The sequence below is a fragment of the Marinobacter sp. F4206 genome (assembly GCF_019392195.1).
Classification (GTDB): Bacteria; Pseudomonadota; Gammaproteobacteria; order Pseudomonadales; family Oleiphilaceae; genus Marinobacter.
The window spans coordinates 137,184-154,807 of record NZ_JAHXKI010000004.1 but is presented as its reverse complement, the minus strand read 5'-3'; the positions used below and the strand labels follow the sequence as shown (position 1 = coordinate 154,807).

The following is a 17,624-nucleotide window of genomic DNA, read 5'->3' as shown; positions in this document are numbered from 1 at the left end:
ACTCAAAGTGACTCCCCGATCGTATCTGAGGTTGTATCGTGAGTGGTATCTGCAGGACCGAGCAGCATTCCCCGGCTGGGCTCCTGACAGGTAATAAACATGGCATCGCCATAACTGAAGAAACGGTACCGATCCCCGACCGCCTCATCGTAGGCATCCATCACATTGCGGTAACCGGCAAAGGCACTGACCAGCATGATCAGGGTGGATTCCGGCAGATGGAAATTGGTCACCAGTGCATCCACGGTCTCGAATCGGTAGCCCGGGCTGATGAAGATATCGGTTTCACCCTGGAACGCCCGCAAACGCCCTCCACGACTGGCCGACTCGAGTGACCGGACCGACGTTGTTCCGACTGCAATGACGCGTCCTCCGCGGGCCCTGGTACGGTCCACGGCCTCTACCGTTGCCTGGGGTACCTGGACCACCTCGCTGTGCATCACATGATCATCGATCCGGTCGACACGGACCGGCTGAAAGGTTCCCGCGCCAACATGAAGGGTCACGAACCCGGTTTCAACCCCTTTTGCACGGATTGTTTCAAGCAGCGCTTCATCGAAATGCAGGCCTGCCGTGGGCGCCGCAACGGCACCCGCTTCCCGGGCGTACACCGTCTGGTAACGCTCCCGATCAGTGGATTCATCGGGACGATCGACATAAGGCGGCAACGGCATGTGACCGATGCGTTCAAGGACCTCGAGCACGGATTCAGCGGTTTCGCAGACGAGCCGGAACAAGGCCTCGTTCCGGCCCACCATACGCATGGTGCTGCCATCCTCAAGGATGATTGCCTGGCCCTCCTTCGGGGCCTTCGAGGCGCGCACATGAGCGATAATCTCGTGATCGCCGGTGACCCGTTCGACGAGAATCTCAACCTGGCCTCCGGTCTCTTTTTTCCCGAACAGGCGAGCCGGAATCACCCGGGTGTCGTTAAATACCAGAAGGTCGCCCGGCTGGAGCAGGTCAGGAAGGTCGGCGAATTGTCGGTGCGCCGTTTCCCCGGACATTCCATCGAGACACAGCAGGCGCGACGCTGTGCGCTCCCTGAGTGGATATCGGGCGATCAGCTCGTCCGGCAAATCAAAGTGGAAATCAGAGACGTTCATAGAAAGGAATGTCGAGACGCGACAGCAGTTGTGAAAAAGAATGCGGAATTTACCACGGAATGCGCCTCGCCTGAACACCAAGCGCATTTATTCTGGTGCCGGACTCCTTCCAGCCGCGCCGATAAACAGGTAATTGCTGCGCAAATTCCGGTAAGACCCCGGTGGCGTGATGTTCTGAACTGATATCACAAGACGTGGCTCGTTCGGCGAAGTAAACCGGGTCGCCAGTCCAAGGTAATTACCATCACGCTCCCGAGTCACGGTTTCCTGCTGCCAGGCACTTCCCACGCACTCCTCAACGAAGGCAAGGCTGTTCTGATACCTTTGCTCGGCAACCTCCTCCACCGGGGTATTGGCAGAACAGACGTAGGCACTGTCACCACCGGCCCACAACCAGACCTCACAATGGCCTTTTACCAGCTCTTCCTTGGCCCTGAACAGGGTGAACGAGTCGAAATCATTGCGCGCCCCCCGGTAGCTGGAAAAGCCGGTATCAAAGTCCGCAATGATTGCCTGCAAGCTTTCACAGGGATCGGAAACGCCCAGAGATAAACGCGAGTCGCTCGCGCAGCCGCTCAGTCCGGCAACCAGACCAATGTAAATCCATTTCGAGTCCATCAAGTTCATTTTTCCTCCGCCGCGTGAGGCAGCGTTTTTCTGAGCGCTTTGACGACAACCTCACCAAAATCCCTGGCCGCGACATCGAGGGAATCCGGATTAACCGTATTCGAATAAAGCTGCCAGATGGGATTGCTGGAGACGGTATCAAACAGCGTGGATTTGAGGACGTAGTTAACGTTTTCTTCGTAGGATGGCGGAATCACCGTGGTGTCCATGTAGGTGGTTGATGCCAGAGGGCCCATCGATGTGACGATAGGTTGGTAGACCACTTGCTCCGGCACATACCGGGATTCGCGATTCTTGCGGATCAATGACACCACCAGCACGCCATCATACTCTCCGCTTCTCGCATCCTCCGCAATCAGCGCCTGCAACTCACCGGGATCTTCCCAGGGAATCTCTGCATTGGGCTGCTCAAAGCGACTGGCTTCAAACTCGCTTTTGTTCAGTTCCGCCACAAGCTCGCTTTCAACAGCAATGCGAACCTGTTCTTTCCGGGTGACAGCAAACACGAGAATGCGCTTGTAGGTTTTATCGACTTCCGGAACTGCCTCAATGCGCTGGACCTCGGTGCCGGGGCCAGCACACCCTGCCAAGAGTGCGATGATACAAAGATAAGCAATTCTCAACATCTCGATCCCTCTCATGTGCTTGCTGTTATCCCTACAACAGGTGTCATCTAAAGATAGATCAATTCAGAACCCACGCAATTGATTTTACGACCTAAAGTATACGGCCAGACGGCCTGCCAGGCTTTCTGACGGTCACAGAGGTTCGTCGCAGGGTTTATGGGTACGGAGGGACAATCGGTCGGCAGAGAGCCTGCAAGAAAGATTCAGAAGATTCGGGAAGGTTCCCGGGAGATGGTAGCGGCGGGCGGACTCGAACCGCCACGGGTTTTACCCCAACGGATTTTGAATCCGTCGTGTCTACCAATTTCACCACGCCGCCATTGGAGAGAGAGGCGATTATACTGAGCTCGCCCGCGAAATCAACAAGACCAGCAGGCAGATCTGCCCGCTGGTTCAATTATTTAGAGTCTGTCGAACAAGGACAACTGCGACACCTGCGCAAAGGACTGTTGCGCCGCCTGCAGGACAAAACTCTGGAAGCTCAGATTACTGATGGCCTCGGCGTAGTCCACATCCTGCAATTCCGACCGGATCTCGTTGGTATACACCGATGAATCTTCGAGAAAATTCTTGGTGGACTCCACCGCATTCATCCGCCCACCCAATTCCGTCTGCTTGAGAACGATACTTTCCTGGGCGTTGTCGAGGTTGTTCAGGGAATCGGCAATCAGGGTATCGTACTGAGCGGTACTCTTGGCCGTATCCTTGCCCAGCGAGTCCAGGCCGGCGATCAGGTTCTCGATGGTCTTGAAGACAGACTGTTTGTCACTGATAGCCAGGGTGAACTCATCGCCGGTTACCGCATCATTAACCGTCGCGCGGATGCCGGCCACCTCGAACTCCTCTCCGAGTACGGCAGGAGACGGGTTTGTCGCCAGTGCGGTCGCCGGCACGGTATTCCGGTTTTCGGCAACCACTTCGCCGGCCGCATTCACCGTCAGTTGGATATCGTTGGGAACCGCTCCACCAAACGCGCTCTGCAAGGCATCTTCGTCCGCCAGCTCAACGCCCGAGATATAGGAACCCGGACTGTTACCTGCGGCTTCAACCCCGGTAATGGCCTTGGGTACGGTCACGAAAATACCCTTACCGTGATCGCTGATTGGCACCGTGACGCCGTCGTCAATCTCCAGGACCCGCTGGCCCTCATCACCCTGATACTGCCAACTGCCGTCTGCGCCCTGAACGAACGCCTGCCTGGTTCCCTGGAAACCACTGAAAATATACTCGCCGGAGGGATCGCGGGTGTTTGCCACGTCGGCTAACTGGTCCAGACGCTCCTTGAGTTCGGACGAAATGGATTGGCGATCATTGGCCGAGAGGGAACCGTTGCCCGCCTGGACAGCCAGCTCCCTGACCCGCTGAATGATATCGATGGAACTTTCCAGCGCGCTTTCTTCCTGGTTCAGGCGGTTATCCGCCAGGTTTACGTTGCGCTGATAGGTCTCCACCCGGGACAGCTCCTGATCCAGCTTCAGAATCCGGGCGGCCGCTACGGGATCATCCGACGGCATGTTGACCCGCTTACCGGTGGAGATCTGCTGCTGGGTGTTGTTCAGGCTGCTGTTCAGCTCCTGAAGACGGCTGATCCCGCCGGAAAAAATCTGCTGCGATGAAATCCGCATCATCTCTTATCACCTCACGCTGCCATTGTGACCGTTACCAGTTCCATTACCGGAAACTCTGTAACAGCGTATTGAACAAATCCTGCGCCACCGACATCACCTGGGCAGAGGCATTGTAGGCGGCCTGATACTGAATCAGTTTGCCGGCTTCTTCGTCGAGATTAACGCCGGAAACGGATTCCCGCTGATTGGTAGATTGCTCCAGAAGGGTCTTGCCCGCGTCCATATCAAGCTGACTTTGGCGCGTCTTGACGCCCACATCCTCCACCAGGCCAGCATACCCCTCGGCAAAGCTCTGACTGCCATTGTTCATGGTGTTCGCTGTGCCAAGGGCCGCCAGGAATTCCGCATTCCGGTTATCGGAAACGCCGTTGCTGTTATACCCGATCACGAAGCTGTCACCGGGTGCCGGTTCGCCGTTCACCTCGAACTGAAATCCCCGATAGTCCGGATCTGACGGGTCTTCCGGGAAGAGTTTGTTGGATACGCCCGGTGTAAAGGTGTTCACCGGAGGGACGGCGGCGGCATCGCCCGCCTCCAGGATGGCACCACTGGACGCATCGTAGACGTCATAAACCAGGGTTCCGGCGTCGTCCCGAAAACGTATTTCCAGCGGGGGCGACAATTGCCCCTGCTGGGAGAACTCTGGCAACACCGAATTGGTGAACGGGTTCCGCACATTGAGCATAGTGCCCTGATCAATCGCACCGGTACCGATGTTCTCGTCGCCAGCCTCGGCCCGGATCGGGCTCGCGAAGGCCAGATCCTCTTCGCGGTCGACCTCAAGGCCAATGCTCTCCGCAGCGTTCCTGGTGGGCTGGATGAGGTATTTATCACCCGGATTGAAGGTGCCGCCTTCCACCCGGATATTGAATCCGGGCATGGAGATTTCAGATTGAACAGGATCCGGCAGACGGCCCTGGTTCACGGTCTCGCCGGTTGCCTTGTCGATCAACTCATAACTGCGACCATCGCCACTGAACTGGAGGGTATAGGTGCCCGCTGCCAGCGCCGAACTGTCGGTGATCTCTACCGCCAGCTGGCCCGTCTGGGGTGACTGGTTGTTGGCATTGGCAACAACCCGGCTGCGCTGGGCTTCCAGCGAATTGATGTCAGTGAAGAACAGACCGCCGAGATCGCCTTCGAGGTCCATCCCGATCTCATGCTGGTGATTCATCGCCGCCGACAGGGCGATCGCGATACGCCCGAGTTCGTCGAACGCCGGTTTCAGCGCTTCGTTATCAAAACGACGCAATCCCCCAAGCTTACCGCCGGTAATCTGCTCATCAATATTGAGCGTGCGACCGCCATTGGACAGCGTGAAGGACAGCCGGGTCGGGTCCTCGGCACTTTCCTCGGTCCCGAGCTGGGCCGCATTGCTGCCAACCACCAGAGAAAGGCCGTTGGTCAGTGAAACGTTGACCTGACTGCCCTCACCTTCGGTGACCTTGATGTTGACCAGCTCCGAAAGCTGCCTGAGCTTTTCGTCGCGTTTATCCAGCAGTTCGTTGGGCATCTGGCCCTGGGCGATACCCGGTGATTCGGAAATGGCGAGGTTCAGTTCCGCAATACTCTTGAGCAGGGTGTTGGCATCCTTGACCCCCTGCTCCATCTGGGTTTTGACCGATTCGCGCTGCTGAATAAATTCCTGGTTCAGGGCCTGGAATCGATTGACGATTTGCTGAGCCTCGCTCAGCACCAGCTGGCGCTGCGGCAATGACGTCGGATCTTCCGCAGCGTTCTGAAGGGCCGCAAAGAAATTGTTCAGAGCATTGCTCAGCCCGGTGGACTCGCCACCGAGCAGGTTATCCAACCGCGTGAGTTCCGAGTTCAGGGTTTCCTGCTCGCTAAACAGGGTGCTGTCTTCACGAACCTGCTGAACCAGGTATTCATCCGCCAGACGACGGATATCGGAGATACTGACGCCGCTGCCAACGGTTCCGGCGCCGGTGCGCTGACCTTCCTGGGTCTCAAAAAGCACTTCCTGGCGGCTGTACCCCGGCGTGTTTGCGTTGGTGATGTTGTTGCCAGTGGTATTCAGAGCCGACTGATGACTCAGGATACCGCTCAGACCAATACCGATCAGTCCCGCCATTGCAGTTACTCCTTCATCCCTTCACTGCCCATGGACAGCGTCATCAGTGAATCACGGTTCATGATCCGGCGGATCTTTTCACCGTAGTTGGGGTCGGTTGCGTAACCGGCTTCCTGGAGCTTGTCAGCGAAAACCTCCGGTTCGTCGGCAACGGAGAGAACGTCGCGGTAGCGCGGATTAGACTCCAGGAAAGAGACGTAGTCCCGAAAGCTCGATTCGTAATCCGGGTAGGCCCGGAAATCCGCCTGCTCTTTGAGCGGCAATCCTTCCCGGTACTCTGTGGTGGTGATGGTTACCGCATCACCCTGCCAGCGAGTATCGGCCTTGATACCGAACAGGTTGAAACTCGGCTTGCTGTCGTCCCCTTTAATCATGTGGCGGCCCCATCCGGTTTCGAGTGCGGCCTGAGCCACCATCAGCTTCGGATCGATGCCGGAATCACGGGCGATGCGTTCAGCCACCGGCAGCAGTTCGCGTACGAAGTGTTCCGGGGAATCGAATTGCTCGGGCAACGCCCGTTTATCAGGCACCGGTGCCGGCAACGCCTCTTGGGCCACCGTCTCCACCTTTTCGAGCTGCTCCGGGAGTCGAGCAGACAAGGCCGGCAGACTGCGATCGTAATCGGCGAGGCTCGCCTTGTGTCCGGCCAGCCTGCCGCCCTGGCTATCCAGCCCCGGCGCTTGCTGCCCCAGCTGGCGAACCAGCGCCTCGGCAAGTCCCGTTCCCTGACCCTTCGCCATGGTCAGACTCAACTGGCTGTCGAACATGTCCCGATAGAATTCGGACTGGCTGCTGTTAAGGTAATTACCCTCGGCAAAGACGTCTCCGGCCTTGCGCATCGATTTCAGCATCTCAGACAGAAACAGGCTCTCGAACTGGCGCGCCACTTCTTCCAAAGCCGCCTGCTTGTCGGTACGCGCCTGGGATTTCAGGGCATTCAATCCGCTGAAATCGGTATAAACCTGGGCCTGTTTAACCTGATAGTCCTGCATCACGCCACCTAGATCACGATCAGCTCGGCGCGAAGGGCACCGGCCTGTTTGAGCGCTTCCAGTACCGCCATGACGTCACCCGGTGCCGCACCGACCTGATTCACGGCCTGGACGATGTCGTTCAGCGTGACCGCCGGTCCGAACTTGAACATCCGGGCCGGTTCCTCGGTGATGGCGATCTGGCTGTCCTGCTCAAGTGCGGTTTCGCCACCGGCAAAGGGGTTTGGCTGGACCACATTCGGGTTTTCCTGAATTGTGACGGTCAGGTTGCCGTGGGTCACCGCCGCAGGGCTGACCTGAACATTCTGGCCGACCACAATGGTTCCGGTCCGGCTGTTAATGACCACCTTGGCGGCATCCTGAGCGGGATCCACGTTGATGTTCTCGAGGATGGACAGGAAGCTCACTCGCTGGGACGGATCCCTCGGTGCACGAACCGAAATGGACGTGGCGTCATGGGCATAGGCCATGTCCGGCCCCAGATGACCGTTGACGGCTTCCACCACCCGGCGCGCCGTGGTGAAGTCCGGGCGCAACAGATGGAAAGTAATGGTGTCGCCCTTGGAAAACGGCGAGATCACCTCCCGTTCAATGGTCGCCCCGTTCGGAATGCGGCCCACACTCGGAATATTAACGGTGATACGTGAACCGTCCTGTCCCTGAGCCCCGAAACCACCAACCACGAGGCTGCCCTGGGCCATGGCATAGATGTTGTCATCCGCGCCCTTCAGCGGCGTCATCAACAAGGTGCCGCCCCGCAGACTTTCGGCGTTGCCAATCGACGATACCGTGATGTCCAGCTCCTGCCCCGGCTTGGCAAACGGCGGCAAGGTCGCGCTGACGGTAACGGCAGCCACATTCTTGAGGTTGGGATTTACACCCTCCGGCAAGGTCACGCCGAACTGATTCATCATGTTGCGGAAGGTCTGGTTGGTGAACGGCGCTTTGTCACCGGTACCATCAAGTCCCACTACCAGGCCATAACCCACCAGCTGGTTGTTACGCACGCCCTTGATTCGGGCCAGGTCCTTGAGACGATCCGCCAGCACCGGCGCGGCAAAGAGCGACAGCATCAGCGTTGCGGCCAGGAATTTTTTCAGACTCATAATGGCCACCACTCACTGTTGAAGAAGCGGGCCAGCCAGCCCATCTGATTCGCCTGGTCGAAATCACCGGTACCGCCATAGGCAATCCTGGCATCCGCGATACGGTTGGAAGCGACGGTATTGTCGGGCTGGATGTCCTCAGGCCGGACCAATCCGGTCAGCCGGATGTACTCATCCCCGTTGGTCAGGGACAACCATTTCTCACCGCGAATACGCAGCACACCGTTGGGCAGAACCTCGGTCACCGTGACCGTGATGTTACCGGCCAGGCTGTTGCTCTGATCCGCTTCCGCCGCGCCCTCGAAATCCCGCTCATGATTCAGTGCGGTATCCAGTCCGATATTGCTCTTTCCGAAGATGGTCGGCTCGGGCAGGCTGACCTCGTTATCCTTGCTAATGCTGGTTTCCGCGTTCTTGCTCGCACGCGTTGACTCTTCAAGGGTAATGGTCAGCACATCGCCTACGTTCAAGGCCGTGGTGTCGCCGTAGAAATTGTAGTTCCGGGAGTTCTGGAAAATCGCTCCGGACTCCGGGTCCCGCTGCATCATTGCCTGAGCACGAACCGGCGCGAACTCGGGATCGTCCGGCACTGCCTGGGGCCGGCTCATGGCCGTGCACCCCTGCAGCACAATCAGCACACCAACCAGAATCAGTGTCGGTGCCCCTTTGAACATGCGGGTTGGAATGATGCGTTTCATGGCTTAACCGATATTGTTGGTGATGAACTGCAGCATCTGGTCGGTGGTGGATACGACCTTCGAATTCATCTCGTAGGCGCGTTGGGTCGTGATCATGTTGACCAGCTCTTCCACCACTTCCACGTTGGAGGCTTCCACGGAGCCCTGCTCAACGGTGCCCAGTCCGGCGAGCCCGGGCTCGCCCTCCGCGGGATCACCGCTGGCATTGGTTGCCTTGAACAGGTTGTTACCGATCGCCTGCAGGCCCTGCGGGTTGACGAAGTCCACCAGCGTAACCTGACCCAGATTCACCGGAGCGGCCTGGTCATCGGTCACGGCCGTCACCGTCCCGTCCTTGCCAATGGTAATGGTGGTGGCGTTCTCCGGAACCGTAATAGCAGGCTCCAGCGCGTACCCGTCCGGATTCACGACATCGCCATCGGCGTTAAGCTGGAACTGGCCGTCCCGGGTGTAAGCCACCTGCCCGTCCGGCAGCTGGACCTGGAAGAAGCCCCGACCATTCACCGCCATATCCAGGGGCTGTTCGGTAACCTGAAGGTTGCCTTGGGAAAACTGTTTTGCCGTACCAACCACCCGGACACCCGTGCCCAACTGCAGCCCCGAAGGCAGCTCGGAGTTCTGGGTGCTCAGGCCACCGGGTTGCCGGTTGATCTGATACAGCAGATCCTGGAATACCGCCCGGTCCCGCTTGAAGCCAGTGGTGTTCACGTTCGCCAGGTTGTTGGAAATGGTGGACATGTTGGTGTCCTGCGCGCTCAACCCGGTTTTGCTGACCCAAAGTGCTGGATGCATGATTCTTACTCCTTGCCGGGGGCTGACTGTGCGGCCATTTTTTGCCGCTTTCAGCCCGTCAGGCCAATGTATTCAGTTGTTATCAGAGGTTCTGCAACAGCCGTGCCGCCGCTTCGGAATTTTCATTGGCCGTGGTCATTACCTTCACCTGCATCTCGTATTGCCGGGAGAGTTGAAGGTTGGAAATCATTTCCTCAACGGCGTTCACGTTTGAGCTTTCCAGGAAGCCGGTGGCCACCCGGAGATTGGCATCCGGCGGTTCCACGCCACCAATGGCCTGATCAGGCTTGCGCCGCATGAAACCATCAAGTCCCTTTTCCAGGGCATCAGAGGGCGGATTCACCAGCTTCAGCCGGTCCACTTCCACCAGCTCATCCGGAGCGCCACCAACCGGCACCACCGACACCGTGCCATCAGCACCGATCTGAACATTATCGAAAGGAGGCAGCGCCACCGGGCCACCATTACCCAGGACAAGTTCACCGCCCGGCAGACGCATAAGACCGTTGACATCGATCTGAAGACTTCCGGTTCGGGTGAAGACCTCTTCGCCACGATCATTCTGAATCGCCAGCCAGCCTTCCCCTTCCAGGGCTACATCGAGTTTCCGGCCGGTTTCCATGAGCGCGCCAGCGGACAGATCAGTACCGGGGCGCTCGGTCATGGCATAGGCCCGGGTAGGATGATGTTCGCCGAACACCGCCATGCTGCGGGCCTGGGCGAAGTCCTTCTTGAAGCCGGTGGTGCTGACGTTAGCCAGGTTGTTGGCATGGGCACGCTGGGCCAGCATATTCTGCTTGGCACCTGACATACCGATGTAGAGGGCTTTGTCCATAGGAAAACTCCTGCCGGAATTTTGACTGTTTCCAGTCTTCCTGCAGGAGTTGTGCCATGTTTATCTTACTTGGGATTAGCGAAGGTTGATGATGGTCTGGGTGACCGCATCGGAGGTTTCGATCGTCTTGGCGTTGGCCTGATAATTACGCTGGGCGATGATCAGGTTAACCAGTTCCGCCGACAGATCCACGTTCGATTCCTCCACCGAGCTTGCCGTGATGGAACCCAGGGTTCCGGTATCCGGCGCACCGATGATCGGCTGTCCCGATTCGAACGTCTCTACCCAGGTGGTTTCCCCGACCGGGGACAACCCGTTGGTGTTATTGAATGATGCAAGCGCTACCTGCCCCAGCGCCTGGGATTGGCCGTTGGTATAGCGGGCAAAAAGAACCCCCTGATCCGAAACATCCAGCCCCGACAAGCGGCCGGTAGTGTAACCATTCTGCTGCTGGTCATTCACCCCGAAGGCCGCGCCATACTGGGTAGTGCCTCCGACATCAATCACAAACGCGGACGAGGTCGGTGGCTCCGGAATGGGCGTGACAACCTGAGTGCCTGGTGCCGGAGGACCGTCAGCGCCATTGGGCTGGCCGTTCTGATCTTTCGGGATCCAATCACTCACCACGATTTCACCAGCCGGGTCGCCATTCACGGATTGCAGATTGCCATCCTGATCAAAACGGGCTGTGTAGGGCGTGGTATCCGTGCCTGCAACCATTTCACCGTCAATCTGCAAGTAGACGGACCACTCACTAATCCCCACGCCGTTACCCGGTGACGGCTCTTTCACAAAGAACTGGGTAATCTCGTGAGAGTTGCCGAGGCTGTCATAGATGGTCGCCGACGTCGCATGGTTGTAGGTGCGCTGATCCAACGGGTTGAATTCGTTGGTGATCCGGATCGGTGATCCGTTGAAGGCGGTCTCGAAATTGCCGTCAGCCGGGTCATCAAGGCCGGCAACAACGCGGTCCGCCGTCACATTCACATCCCCGAGGACCTGGGTTGGCCCCACGGTCGTGGTGCCGTCGCTGTAGGTGTAATCAAGGGTCTCACCCTGATTGTGGATTACCCGCAATACGTTGGTACCGGTGCCGGAGCCGTCGTCCACGACCGAGGCGGAAATGGCCGTCTCACTGGAATTATTGATGGCATCGGCAAGATCCTGCAGGGAGGAGATACTGCTGGTATCCAGGGTCAGCGGGCTGCCGTTGATGTTCAGATTGAACGAAAAGGTTCCGCCGGAGATGAAGGCATCGGTCAGGCCATTGAGCTGGGCGGTGGTGGTCGCCGAAGCATTGAATCCAGGCACACCGTTGAGAGTGGCTGCCGCCTCCCTGGCTGATGCGGTCGGATCGATCGATACCGCGTAATCCGGCGAACCATCAGTATATTGCACCGAGAAGCTTTCGCCCCGAATACCCGCGACACCAAGGGGGCCGATGTCCCTTACCCGGTTCTCCAGAACCGGCTCTCGGGAATCCAGGTTCAGATCCGTCGTCAGGTTCGTGGTGCGGCGTGGCGCCAGGTTGTCCGTTTCAATCTGGAGATCGCCTCGGATACCGGACAGATTGCCGTCACCATCTGCGGTGTAACCCTGAACCCGCATGTTCTGGTTGTTGGTAACGAAACCGTCCTTGTCGATACCGAACTGGCCCGCCCGTGAGTAGCGAATCTCACCGCCATTGTTGAGGATGAAGAAGCCATCGCCACTGATGGCCATGTCCAGGCCATTGTCGGTGAAGCTGATGTTGCCCTGCCCGAACGATTGCTTGACGTCCTGAACGCGAACACCGTCGCCAATCGGGTTGGAACCCCCACTCAGAAAGCCGCTAGCGTAGAGGTCACCGAACTGAACGCTGCTGCCCTTGAAACCAACGGTACTTGCGTTGGCAATGTTGTTACCGGTGACATCCAGATCCACCGATGCAGCCCGAAGGCCGCTAAGCCCTGTGTTAAATGCCATAAATCACCCCTTGGTCTGACACCGGTATCAGTTGATTTGTTTTACGTCGGACAGGGCAATTGAACCCATGCCTGCCAGATTCAATGTAATGGAGCCGTTCTGGCCCAGCGAAACGCTGTCCACATTGGCGCTCACCATGGTCCCCAGCTGTTGCGTCCCGCCCGGGTAGGAAGCTTCCGCCACAATCCGGTAGGGGCCTGGCGGCAATGGATTGCCGTTGCCGTCCTGGCCATCCCAGCTGAACGACTTCATGCCGGCCGGGCTGCTGCCCAGATCAATCTGACGAACCAGTTCGCCGGCCTGATTCTGCACTGACAAACGCATGCCACCGGTCGAGGCCGGCACGGCGATCGTGCCGCTGATTTCACCGTCCGCACCAAGAATGCCGACACTGGACGGCGCCAACACGGTCTTGCCGACCATAGCTGACGCTTGCAGAGCCTGGGTCGACCGGAATTGCCCAACCACGTCATCGACGGTACCCGACAGTTTCTGCATCTCTTCCAGCGAGCTGAACTGGGCAAGCTGTGAGATAAACTCGCCGTTATCCTGGGGCTCCAGCGGATTCTGATTCTTCAACTGGGCCAGCATCAGCTCCATGAACTCGTTTCTGCCCAGCTCGCTGTTGCCATCGGCGCCACCCTGCTGTTTCAGCTGGTACTGGCTCAGAACATCCGAAGCGTCTGTTGCGTTAATTGCGCTCATTGCTTACTCCTCTCCGGATTACTGCTGACCGAGGGTCAGGATTCGCTGCATCATGGATTTGGCGGTGTTCATGATGTCCACGTTCATCTGGTAACTGCGGGATGACGACATCATGTCGGCCATCTCCTCCACCACATTGACGTTCGGATAGAACACGTAACCGTCTTCATTCGCTGCCGGATGCTCAGGCTGATACCGCATCTGGAGATCTGCCTGACTCTCGACAACCCCCTCAACGCGAACCCCTGCCCCGGGACCCTGCTCGCTGGAAAAGGCCAGGCCCTGATTGTCGGGATTGAGCATCGACTGGTGGATGGCCGCAAACACGGGCTTTCGGGCCCGATAGGTTGTCTCGGTGCTGGAGCTGGCCGTCTCCGCATTGGCAATGTTGGATGCCGTCGTATTCAGCCGCAGTGATTGCGCAGTCATGCCGGAACCGGCGATGTCAAAAATGCTGCCTAATGACATGAAAACTCTCCTTTGCTACTCGCGTCGCTGCGGCTTACTCGCCCTTGATGGCCTTGGTCAGACCGGAAAATTTACTGCTCAGAAACTGGAAACTGGCCTGGTAATCCATGGCATTGCGCATGAACCGGGTTTGTTCCTGCTGTGCATCCACCGTGTTGCCGTCCACTGACGGCTGGTGTGGTGTTCGATAGAGCAACTCGCTGTCGGCGGAACCACTGGAAGTATCCATATGCCCAGCGTCAGTCTTGGCCATTTCAAAGCCAGAGGCAGCCTGCCGTGCCCGCTGCATCACTGCCTGGAAATCCATATCACGGGCCTTGAATCCCGGGGTATCGGCGTTTGCCATGTTGTTCGCCAGGACTTCCGCCCGTTTGACCCGGGCCTCCAGTGCTTGCTGGTGGATACCAAGCGCATTATCAAACGAAATCGCCATACTGCCTCCCAAAACTGCCCCCGCATGCCGGCCTGCTTTGCCGAATTTGCTCTCTGATGGGATTAAAGCAAGGCCAATGCCAAAGTTTGAAAACCCCTCTGAATCGCTGTCTGCGCGGGCCCTGGGGTCAATTGATGGGGGAAGGGACGGGGCGGAAATTCAATGAAACCGGGGAAAAGCGGCAAGCGGTTTCCCCTCCCCCAGACCAAGGATCGGGCCTGCAGGGAGGGAGAACGTCATGTCATTCAGGAAGGCCAGTGCTGGACATAGTCGTGCATCTCTGGCCGGGGAACCCGGGGTTTTTCCGAAGACACCGTCCCGGCGTAGAGAAAGCCAACGATCGATTCGCCTTCTTTCAATCCAAGCCCCTGATGGACGGCCGAGTGATAAGCGACACTGCCAGTACGCCACATAACACCGAATCCGGCCTCCTGCAGTGCCAGCTCCAGGAAGCTCATGCCAGCTGCAGCCGACATAACCTGCTCGACTTCCGGAACCTTGGGATGGGCTGTTGGCGACGCGATCCCAACGATGATCATCGGAGCCCGGAGCGGCGCCCGACGCAACTTCTCGATCTCCTGCTCGTCGCTGTTGTTGGCACAGGTTGATGCGAAGAGGTCCCCCAACGCTTTCAGGCCCTCACCCTCAATGACGAGGTAGCGCCACGGCCGCAACAGGGCATGGTCGGGGGCCCGGGCAGCGCAGGCGAAGGCACGGGCGAGAGAATCGGAATCCGGCGCCGGTGCCTCAAGCCTGGGTTCGGACGTCCGGTTGAGCAGAAATTCGCTGACTGCAGTCATATCGTCTCACTATCGGATGGATGATCGACGGGAGGATTTGAGACCGTTTACGTCGATTCGGTTAATTGTGGGTTATACGTAATACTGTTAACCTTTAGTCGTAGTCCGGTCTACCTAAAAATTATAAACGACTTGGTAGCAGCACCATGAGTGACCAACGAACTTTTAGCAACTTTGCAGAATTCTATCCCTACTACCTCGAAGAGCACAGCGATGCGACCTGCCGTCGGCTGCATTTCGCGGGCAGTTTGCTGGTGCTGATTGTGGCGGTATGGGCCATCACCTCCGGAAAGCTGACCTGGCTATTGCTACTCCCTGTCATCGGCTACGGTTTCGCATGGGTTGGTCATTTCAAATTCGAGAAGAACCGGCCGGCAACCTTCAAATACCCCGTCTACAGCCTGATGGGCGACTGGGTCATGTTCAGAGATATGCTCATTGGCCGGATCCGTTTCTAACATGATGAGTGCACCGGCAGATCTGCGTAATGCCAGCAACAGCGCTGGCAAAGCATTGACCCTTGATCATCCCAATAATCCCGTTGCCATTCCACCGATGCCGGATTACAACGGCCGCATTCTTGCCTATACCACTACGGCTGCCATTATTGTGACGGGGGTGTTGCAGGGCGCCTTCCATCAATGGCTGCTATGGCTGGTGGCGGGCGCGCTCACCTGGCCTCATGTCGCTCACATGTTGACCCGGCGCACGCTGCTCCGACACTCTCCCCGAATCCGTCAGAAGATGCTGACTTTTGACTGCATGGTTGGTGGCGGTTTTATCGGCTGTATTGGCCTGGTCGCGATTCCGTCAGTCTCGGTTGTCCTGATGTTGATGTTCAGCTGCCTGATCGTTGGCGGAATCAGGCAATGGCTATTCGGAACGATATTCATGGCCGCCGCGGTCGCCGCGTCCGTGGCTGTCGTTGGCCCCGCTGAAACACTCCGCTCGCCTCTGTTGACCAGCATTCTGTCAATCTCCGCGACCGGACTCTACATCTGTGTCACCGCTTACTATTCCCACCAGCAGGCTCGGGCGCTCATGCTCGCGAAATCGCAGATCCAGAACCAGCGGGAACAGTCCATTGCGCTGTCCCACAAGCTCTCCAAATACCTTTCACCTCAGGTTTGGCAATCGATCTTTACCGGCGAACGGGATGTCCGCCTGGAGACACAACGCAAGAAACTGGCGGTGTTCTTTTCCGATATCAAGGGCTTCACCGAGCTGTCGGAGGAAATGGAACCAGAAGCCCTGACCGAACTGCTTAACCACTACTTCAACGAAATGTCTGAAGTCGCCCTCAAGTACGGCGGAACCATCGACAAGTTTGTGGGCGATTCCATCATGGTGTTCTTTGGCGACCCCACCAGCCGGGGCCAGCGCGAAGATGCCTTTGCCTGTGTCTCCATGGCAATCGAGATGCGAAAGCACATGAAGATCATGCGTCAGAAATGGCGCAGCCAGGGCATTAAAACGCCCCTGGAAATCCGCATGGGCATCAGTACCGGTTACACAACCGTTGGTAACTTCGGGGCTGAGAACCGTATGGATTACACGATTATCGGCAAGGAAGTGAACCTGGCCAGTCGGCTGGAGTCGCTGGCGGAAGCGGGGGAAATTCTCGTGTCCTACGAGACCTTCTCTCTGATCAAAGACAGGATCATGTGCCGGGACAAAGGCGAAATAACGGTAAAGGGTTTCGGCAAGCCGGTTCCTATTTACGAAGTGGTCGATTTCCGCCGGGACATGGGCCCCAATCGAAGCTTCCTCGAGCACGAACACAGTGGCTTTGCCATGTACCTGGATTCTGACAAGATCACCGAGAAAGAACGTGAGTCCATCCTGGCGGCCCTGGAAGATGCCGCAGACCGCCTTCGGCAAGAAGAGGACGCCTCCTGAACCAGGGGCGACCTCGAGAGGATCACTTACTGTCGGACCAATCTCGGCGTGGGCGTTTGATCAGGTTCGGTACCCCGCCACGGATTAATGTCGAGCCCGCCCCGGCGGGTGTAGCGCGCGCACACGGTTAGCCGTTCCGGCTGACACCGTGCCATCAGGTCGGTAAACACGGTCTCCACGCAATGTTCATGGAAATCCTGTTTCTGGCGGAACCCCACCACGTACTTCAGCAACGCGCTGCGAACGATCTTCGGCCCCGTGTAAGTCACCATCAGCGTGGCCCAGTCAGGCTGGCCGGTCACCGGGCAGTTACTTTTCAGCAAATGCGAGCACAGACTCTCTGTGACAACCTCACCACTGGCTGCAAGCACCTCGGGCGAATACTCGTAGGTCGGCTCCGTGACTGGCTCGTCATCAATCAGTTCATGGCCCGGTGGACGTCCGACGGCCTCACCTGATTCGTCCACGCTCTTTATATCAACCTGAACAGCAGCACCGCAGGCGCTGGACAGGTCCTCGGCCATGGTCTCGGCGACCTGCTCCATCGAGGAGAACACCGTCTGGTTGAACGAATTCAGGTACAGCTTCAGGGACTTGGACTCGATGATCGATGGGGACGCTGCGGGAAACCGGATTTCGGCCCACGCCACCGCTGGCACCCCGCTATGGCGCAACCAGGACACCTCCCAGGCCTGCCAGAGATCCTCTCCAAACCACGGCCAGCGGCCATCGTTCAAGCCCAGCCTGCGACGGTTCTCCTCGCGGGCCACCGGGAACAGTAGGGCCGGATCGTAGTGGTCGGGGTACTCGCTGGATTTTCCCAGCGGTGCGTCATGTAGCGCCATAAGGAGT

Annotated in this window: 18 protein-coding genes and 1 tRNA gene; 2 read left to right on the top strand and 17 right to left on the bottom strand. The window is 57.8% G+C overall.

Annotated features, from left to right (window positions below; genetic code table 11):
* Nucleotides 1–2: 2 nt before the first annotated feature.
* The 16 genes from queA to KZO34_RS16620 form a co-directional block, all read right to left on the bottom strand.
* The gene (queA, locus tag KZO34_RS16695; protein WP_219477990.1) at nucleotides 3–1,106 is read right to left on the bottom strand and encodes a tRNA preQ1(34) S-adenosylmethionine ribosyltransferase-isomerase QueA; all 1,104 of its coding nucleotides are present in this window, start codon (nucleotides 1,104–1,106) and stop codon (nucleotides 3–5) included.
* Between the two features lie 87 nt (nucleotides 1,107–1,193).
* The gene (locus KZO34_RS16690; protein WP_219477989.1) at nucleotides 1,194–1,733 is read right to left on the bottom strand and encodes a hypothetical protein; all 540 of its coding nucleotides are present in this window, start codon (nucleotides 1,731–1,733) and stop codon (nucleotides 1,194–1,196) included.
* Nucleotides 1,730–2,359 (bottom strand): hypothetical protein, encoded by a 630-nt coding sequence (locus tag KZO34_RS16685; protein ID WP_219477988.1) that lies wholly within the window; start codon nucleotides 2,357–2,359, stop codon nucleotides 1,730–1,732. Before KZO34_RS16685 ends, KZO34_RS16690 begins: the two co-directional genes overlap by 4 nt.
* Nucleotides 2,360–2,591: 232 nt before the next feature.
* Nucleotides 2,592–2,678, bottom strand: a tRNA-Leu gene (locus KZO34_RS16680).
* An 82-nt stretch (nucleotides 2,679–2,760) separates the two neighbouring features.
* Nucleotides 2,761–3,987 (bottom strand): flagellar hook-associated protein FlgL, encoded by a 1,227-nt coding sequence (gene flgL / locus KZO34_RS16675; RefSeq protein ID WP_219477987.1) that lies wholly within the window; start codon nucleotides 3,985–3,987, stop codon nucleotides 2,761–2,763.
* Nucleotides 3,988–4,030: 43 nt separating this feature from the next.
* A complete protein-coding gene (gene flgK / locus KZO34_RS16670) occupies nucleotides 4,031–6,079 on the bottom strand; it encodes a flagellar hook-associated protein FlgK (RefSeq protein WP_219477986.1) in 2,049 nt (682 codons plus the stop codon).
* A 5-nt stretch (nucleotides 6,080–6,084) separates the two neighbouring features.
* Complete coding sequence (gene flgJ, locus KZO34_RS16665) at nucleotides 6,085–7,071, bottom strand: flagellar assembly peptidoglycan hydrolase FlgJ (protein WP_219477985.1); 987 nt, start codon at nucleotides 7,069–7,071, stop codon at nucleotides 6,085–6,087.
* A gap of 8 nt (nucleotides 7,072–7,079) precedes the next feature.
* Nucleotides 7,080–8,177 carry a flagellar basal body P-ring protein FlgI gene (locus KZO34_RS16660; RefSeq protein WP_219477984.1) on the bottom strand — a complete coding sequence of 366 codons (1,098 nt, stop codon included), beginning with the start codon at nucleotides 8,175–8,177 and terminating at the stop codon, nucleotides 7,080–7,082.
* A complete protein-coding gene (gene flgH, locus KZO34_RS16655; protein ID WP_219477983.1) occupies nucleotides 8,174–8,875 on the bottom strand; it encodes a flagellar basal body L-ring protein FlgH in 702 nt (233 codons plus the stop codon). Before flgH ends, KZO34_RS16660 begins: the two co-directional genes overlap by 4 nt.
* Nucleotides 8,876–8,878: 3 nt before the next feature.
* The gene (flgG, locus tag KZO34_RS16650; RefSeq protein ID WP_219477982.1) at nucleotides 8,879–9,667 is read right to left on the bottom strand and encodes a flagellar basal-body rod protein FlgG; all 789 of its coding nucleotides are present in this window, start codon (nucleotides 9,665–9,667) and stop codon (nucleotides 8,879–8,881) included.
* An 82-nt stretch (nucleotides 9,668–9,749) separates the two neighbouring features.
* On the bottom strand, nucleotides 9,750–10,502 hold the full coding sequence (locus KZO34_RS16645) for a flagellar basal body rod protein FlgF (protein WP_219477981.1): 753 nt from the start codon (nucleotides 10,500–10,502) through the stop codon (nucleotides 9,750–9,752).
* A 75-nt stretch (nucleotides 10,503–10,577) separates the two neighbouring features.
* Nucleotides 10,578–12,467: a flagellar hook protein FlgE gene (locus tag KZO34_RS16640; RefSeq protein ID WP_219477980.1), complete on the bottom strand. Its 1,890-nt coding sequence runs from the start codon at nucleotides 12,465–12,467 to the stop codon at nucleotides 10,578–10,580.
* A gap of 27 nt (nucleotides 12,468–12,494) precedes the next feature.
* Nucleotides 12,495–13,172 carry a flagellar hook assembly protein FlgD gene (locus tag KZO34_RS16635; RefSeq protein ID WP_219477979.1) on the bottom strand — a complete coding sequence of 226 codons (678 nt, stop codon included), beginning with the start codon at nucleotides 13,170–13,172 and terminating at the stop codon, nucleotides 12,495–12,497.
* Nucleotides 13,173–13,190: 18 nt separating this feature from the next.
* Nucleotides 13,191–13,640 carry a flagellar basal body rod protein FlgC gene (gene flgC / locus KZO34_RS16630; protein WP_219477978.1) on the bottom strand — a complete coding sequence of 150 codons (450 nt, stop codon included), beginning with the start codon at nucleotides 13,638–13,640 and terminating at the stop codon, nucleotides 13,191–13,193.
* A gap of 34 nt (nucleotides 13,641–13,674) precedes the next feature.
* On the bottom strand, nucleotides 13,675–14,073 hold the full coding sequence (gene flgB, locus KZO34_RS16625; RefSeq protein ID WP_219477977.1) for a flagellar basal body rod protein FlgB: 399 nt from the start codon (nucleotides 14,071–14,073) through the stop codon (nucleotides 13,675–13,677).
* A 245-nt stretch (nucleotides 14,074–14,318) separates the two neighbouring features.
* Complete coding sequence (locus KZO34_RS16620) at nucleotides 14,319–14,873, bottom strand: nitroreductase family protein (RefSeq protein WP_219477976.1); 555 nt, start codon at nucleotides 14,871–14,873, stop codon at nucleotides 14,319–14,321.
* 146 nt (nucleotides 14,874–15,019) lie between these two features.
* Between KZO34_RS16620 and KZO34_RS16615 the strand changes: the two genes are divergently transcribed.
* The gene (locus KZO34_RS16615; RefSeq protein WP_219477975.1) at nucleotides 15,020–15,331 is read left to right on the top strand and encodes an Mpo1-like protein; all 312 of its coding nucleotides are present in this window, start codon (nucleotides 15,020–15,022) and stop codon (nucleotides 15,329–15,331) included.
* 1 nt (nucleotide 15,332) lies between these two features.
* Complete coding sequence (locus KZO34_RS16610; protein ID WP_219477974.1) at nucleotides 15,333–16,772, top strand: adenylate/guanylate cyclase domain-containing protein; 1,440 nt, start codon at nucleotides 15,333–15,335, stop codon at nucleotides 16,770–16,772.
* A 26-nt stretch (nucleotides 16,773–16,798) separates the two neighbouring features.
* On the opposite strand, the gene queF is transcribed toward KZO34_RS16610, so the two are convergent.
* On the bottom strand, nucleotides 16,799–17,617 hold the full coding sequence (gene queF / locus KZO34_RS16605; protein WP_219477973.1) for an NADPH-dependent 7-cyano-7-deazaguanine reductase QueF: 819 nt from the start codon (nucleotides 17,615–17,617) through the stop codon (nucleotides 16,799–16,801).
* Nucleotides 17,618–17,624 lie beyond the last annotated feature (7 nt).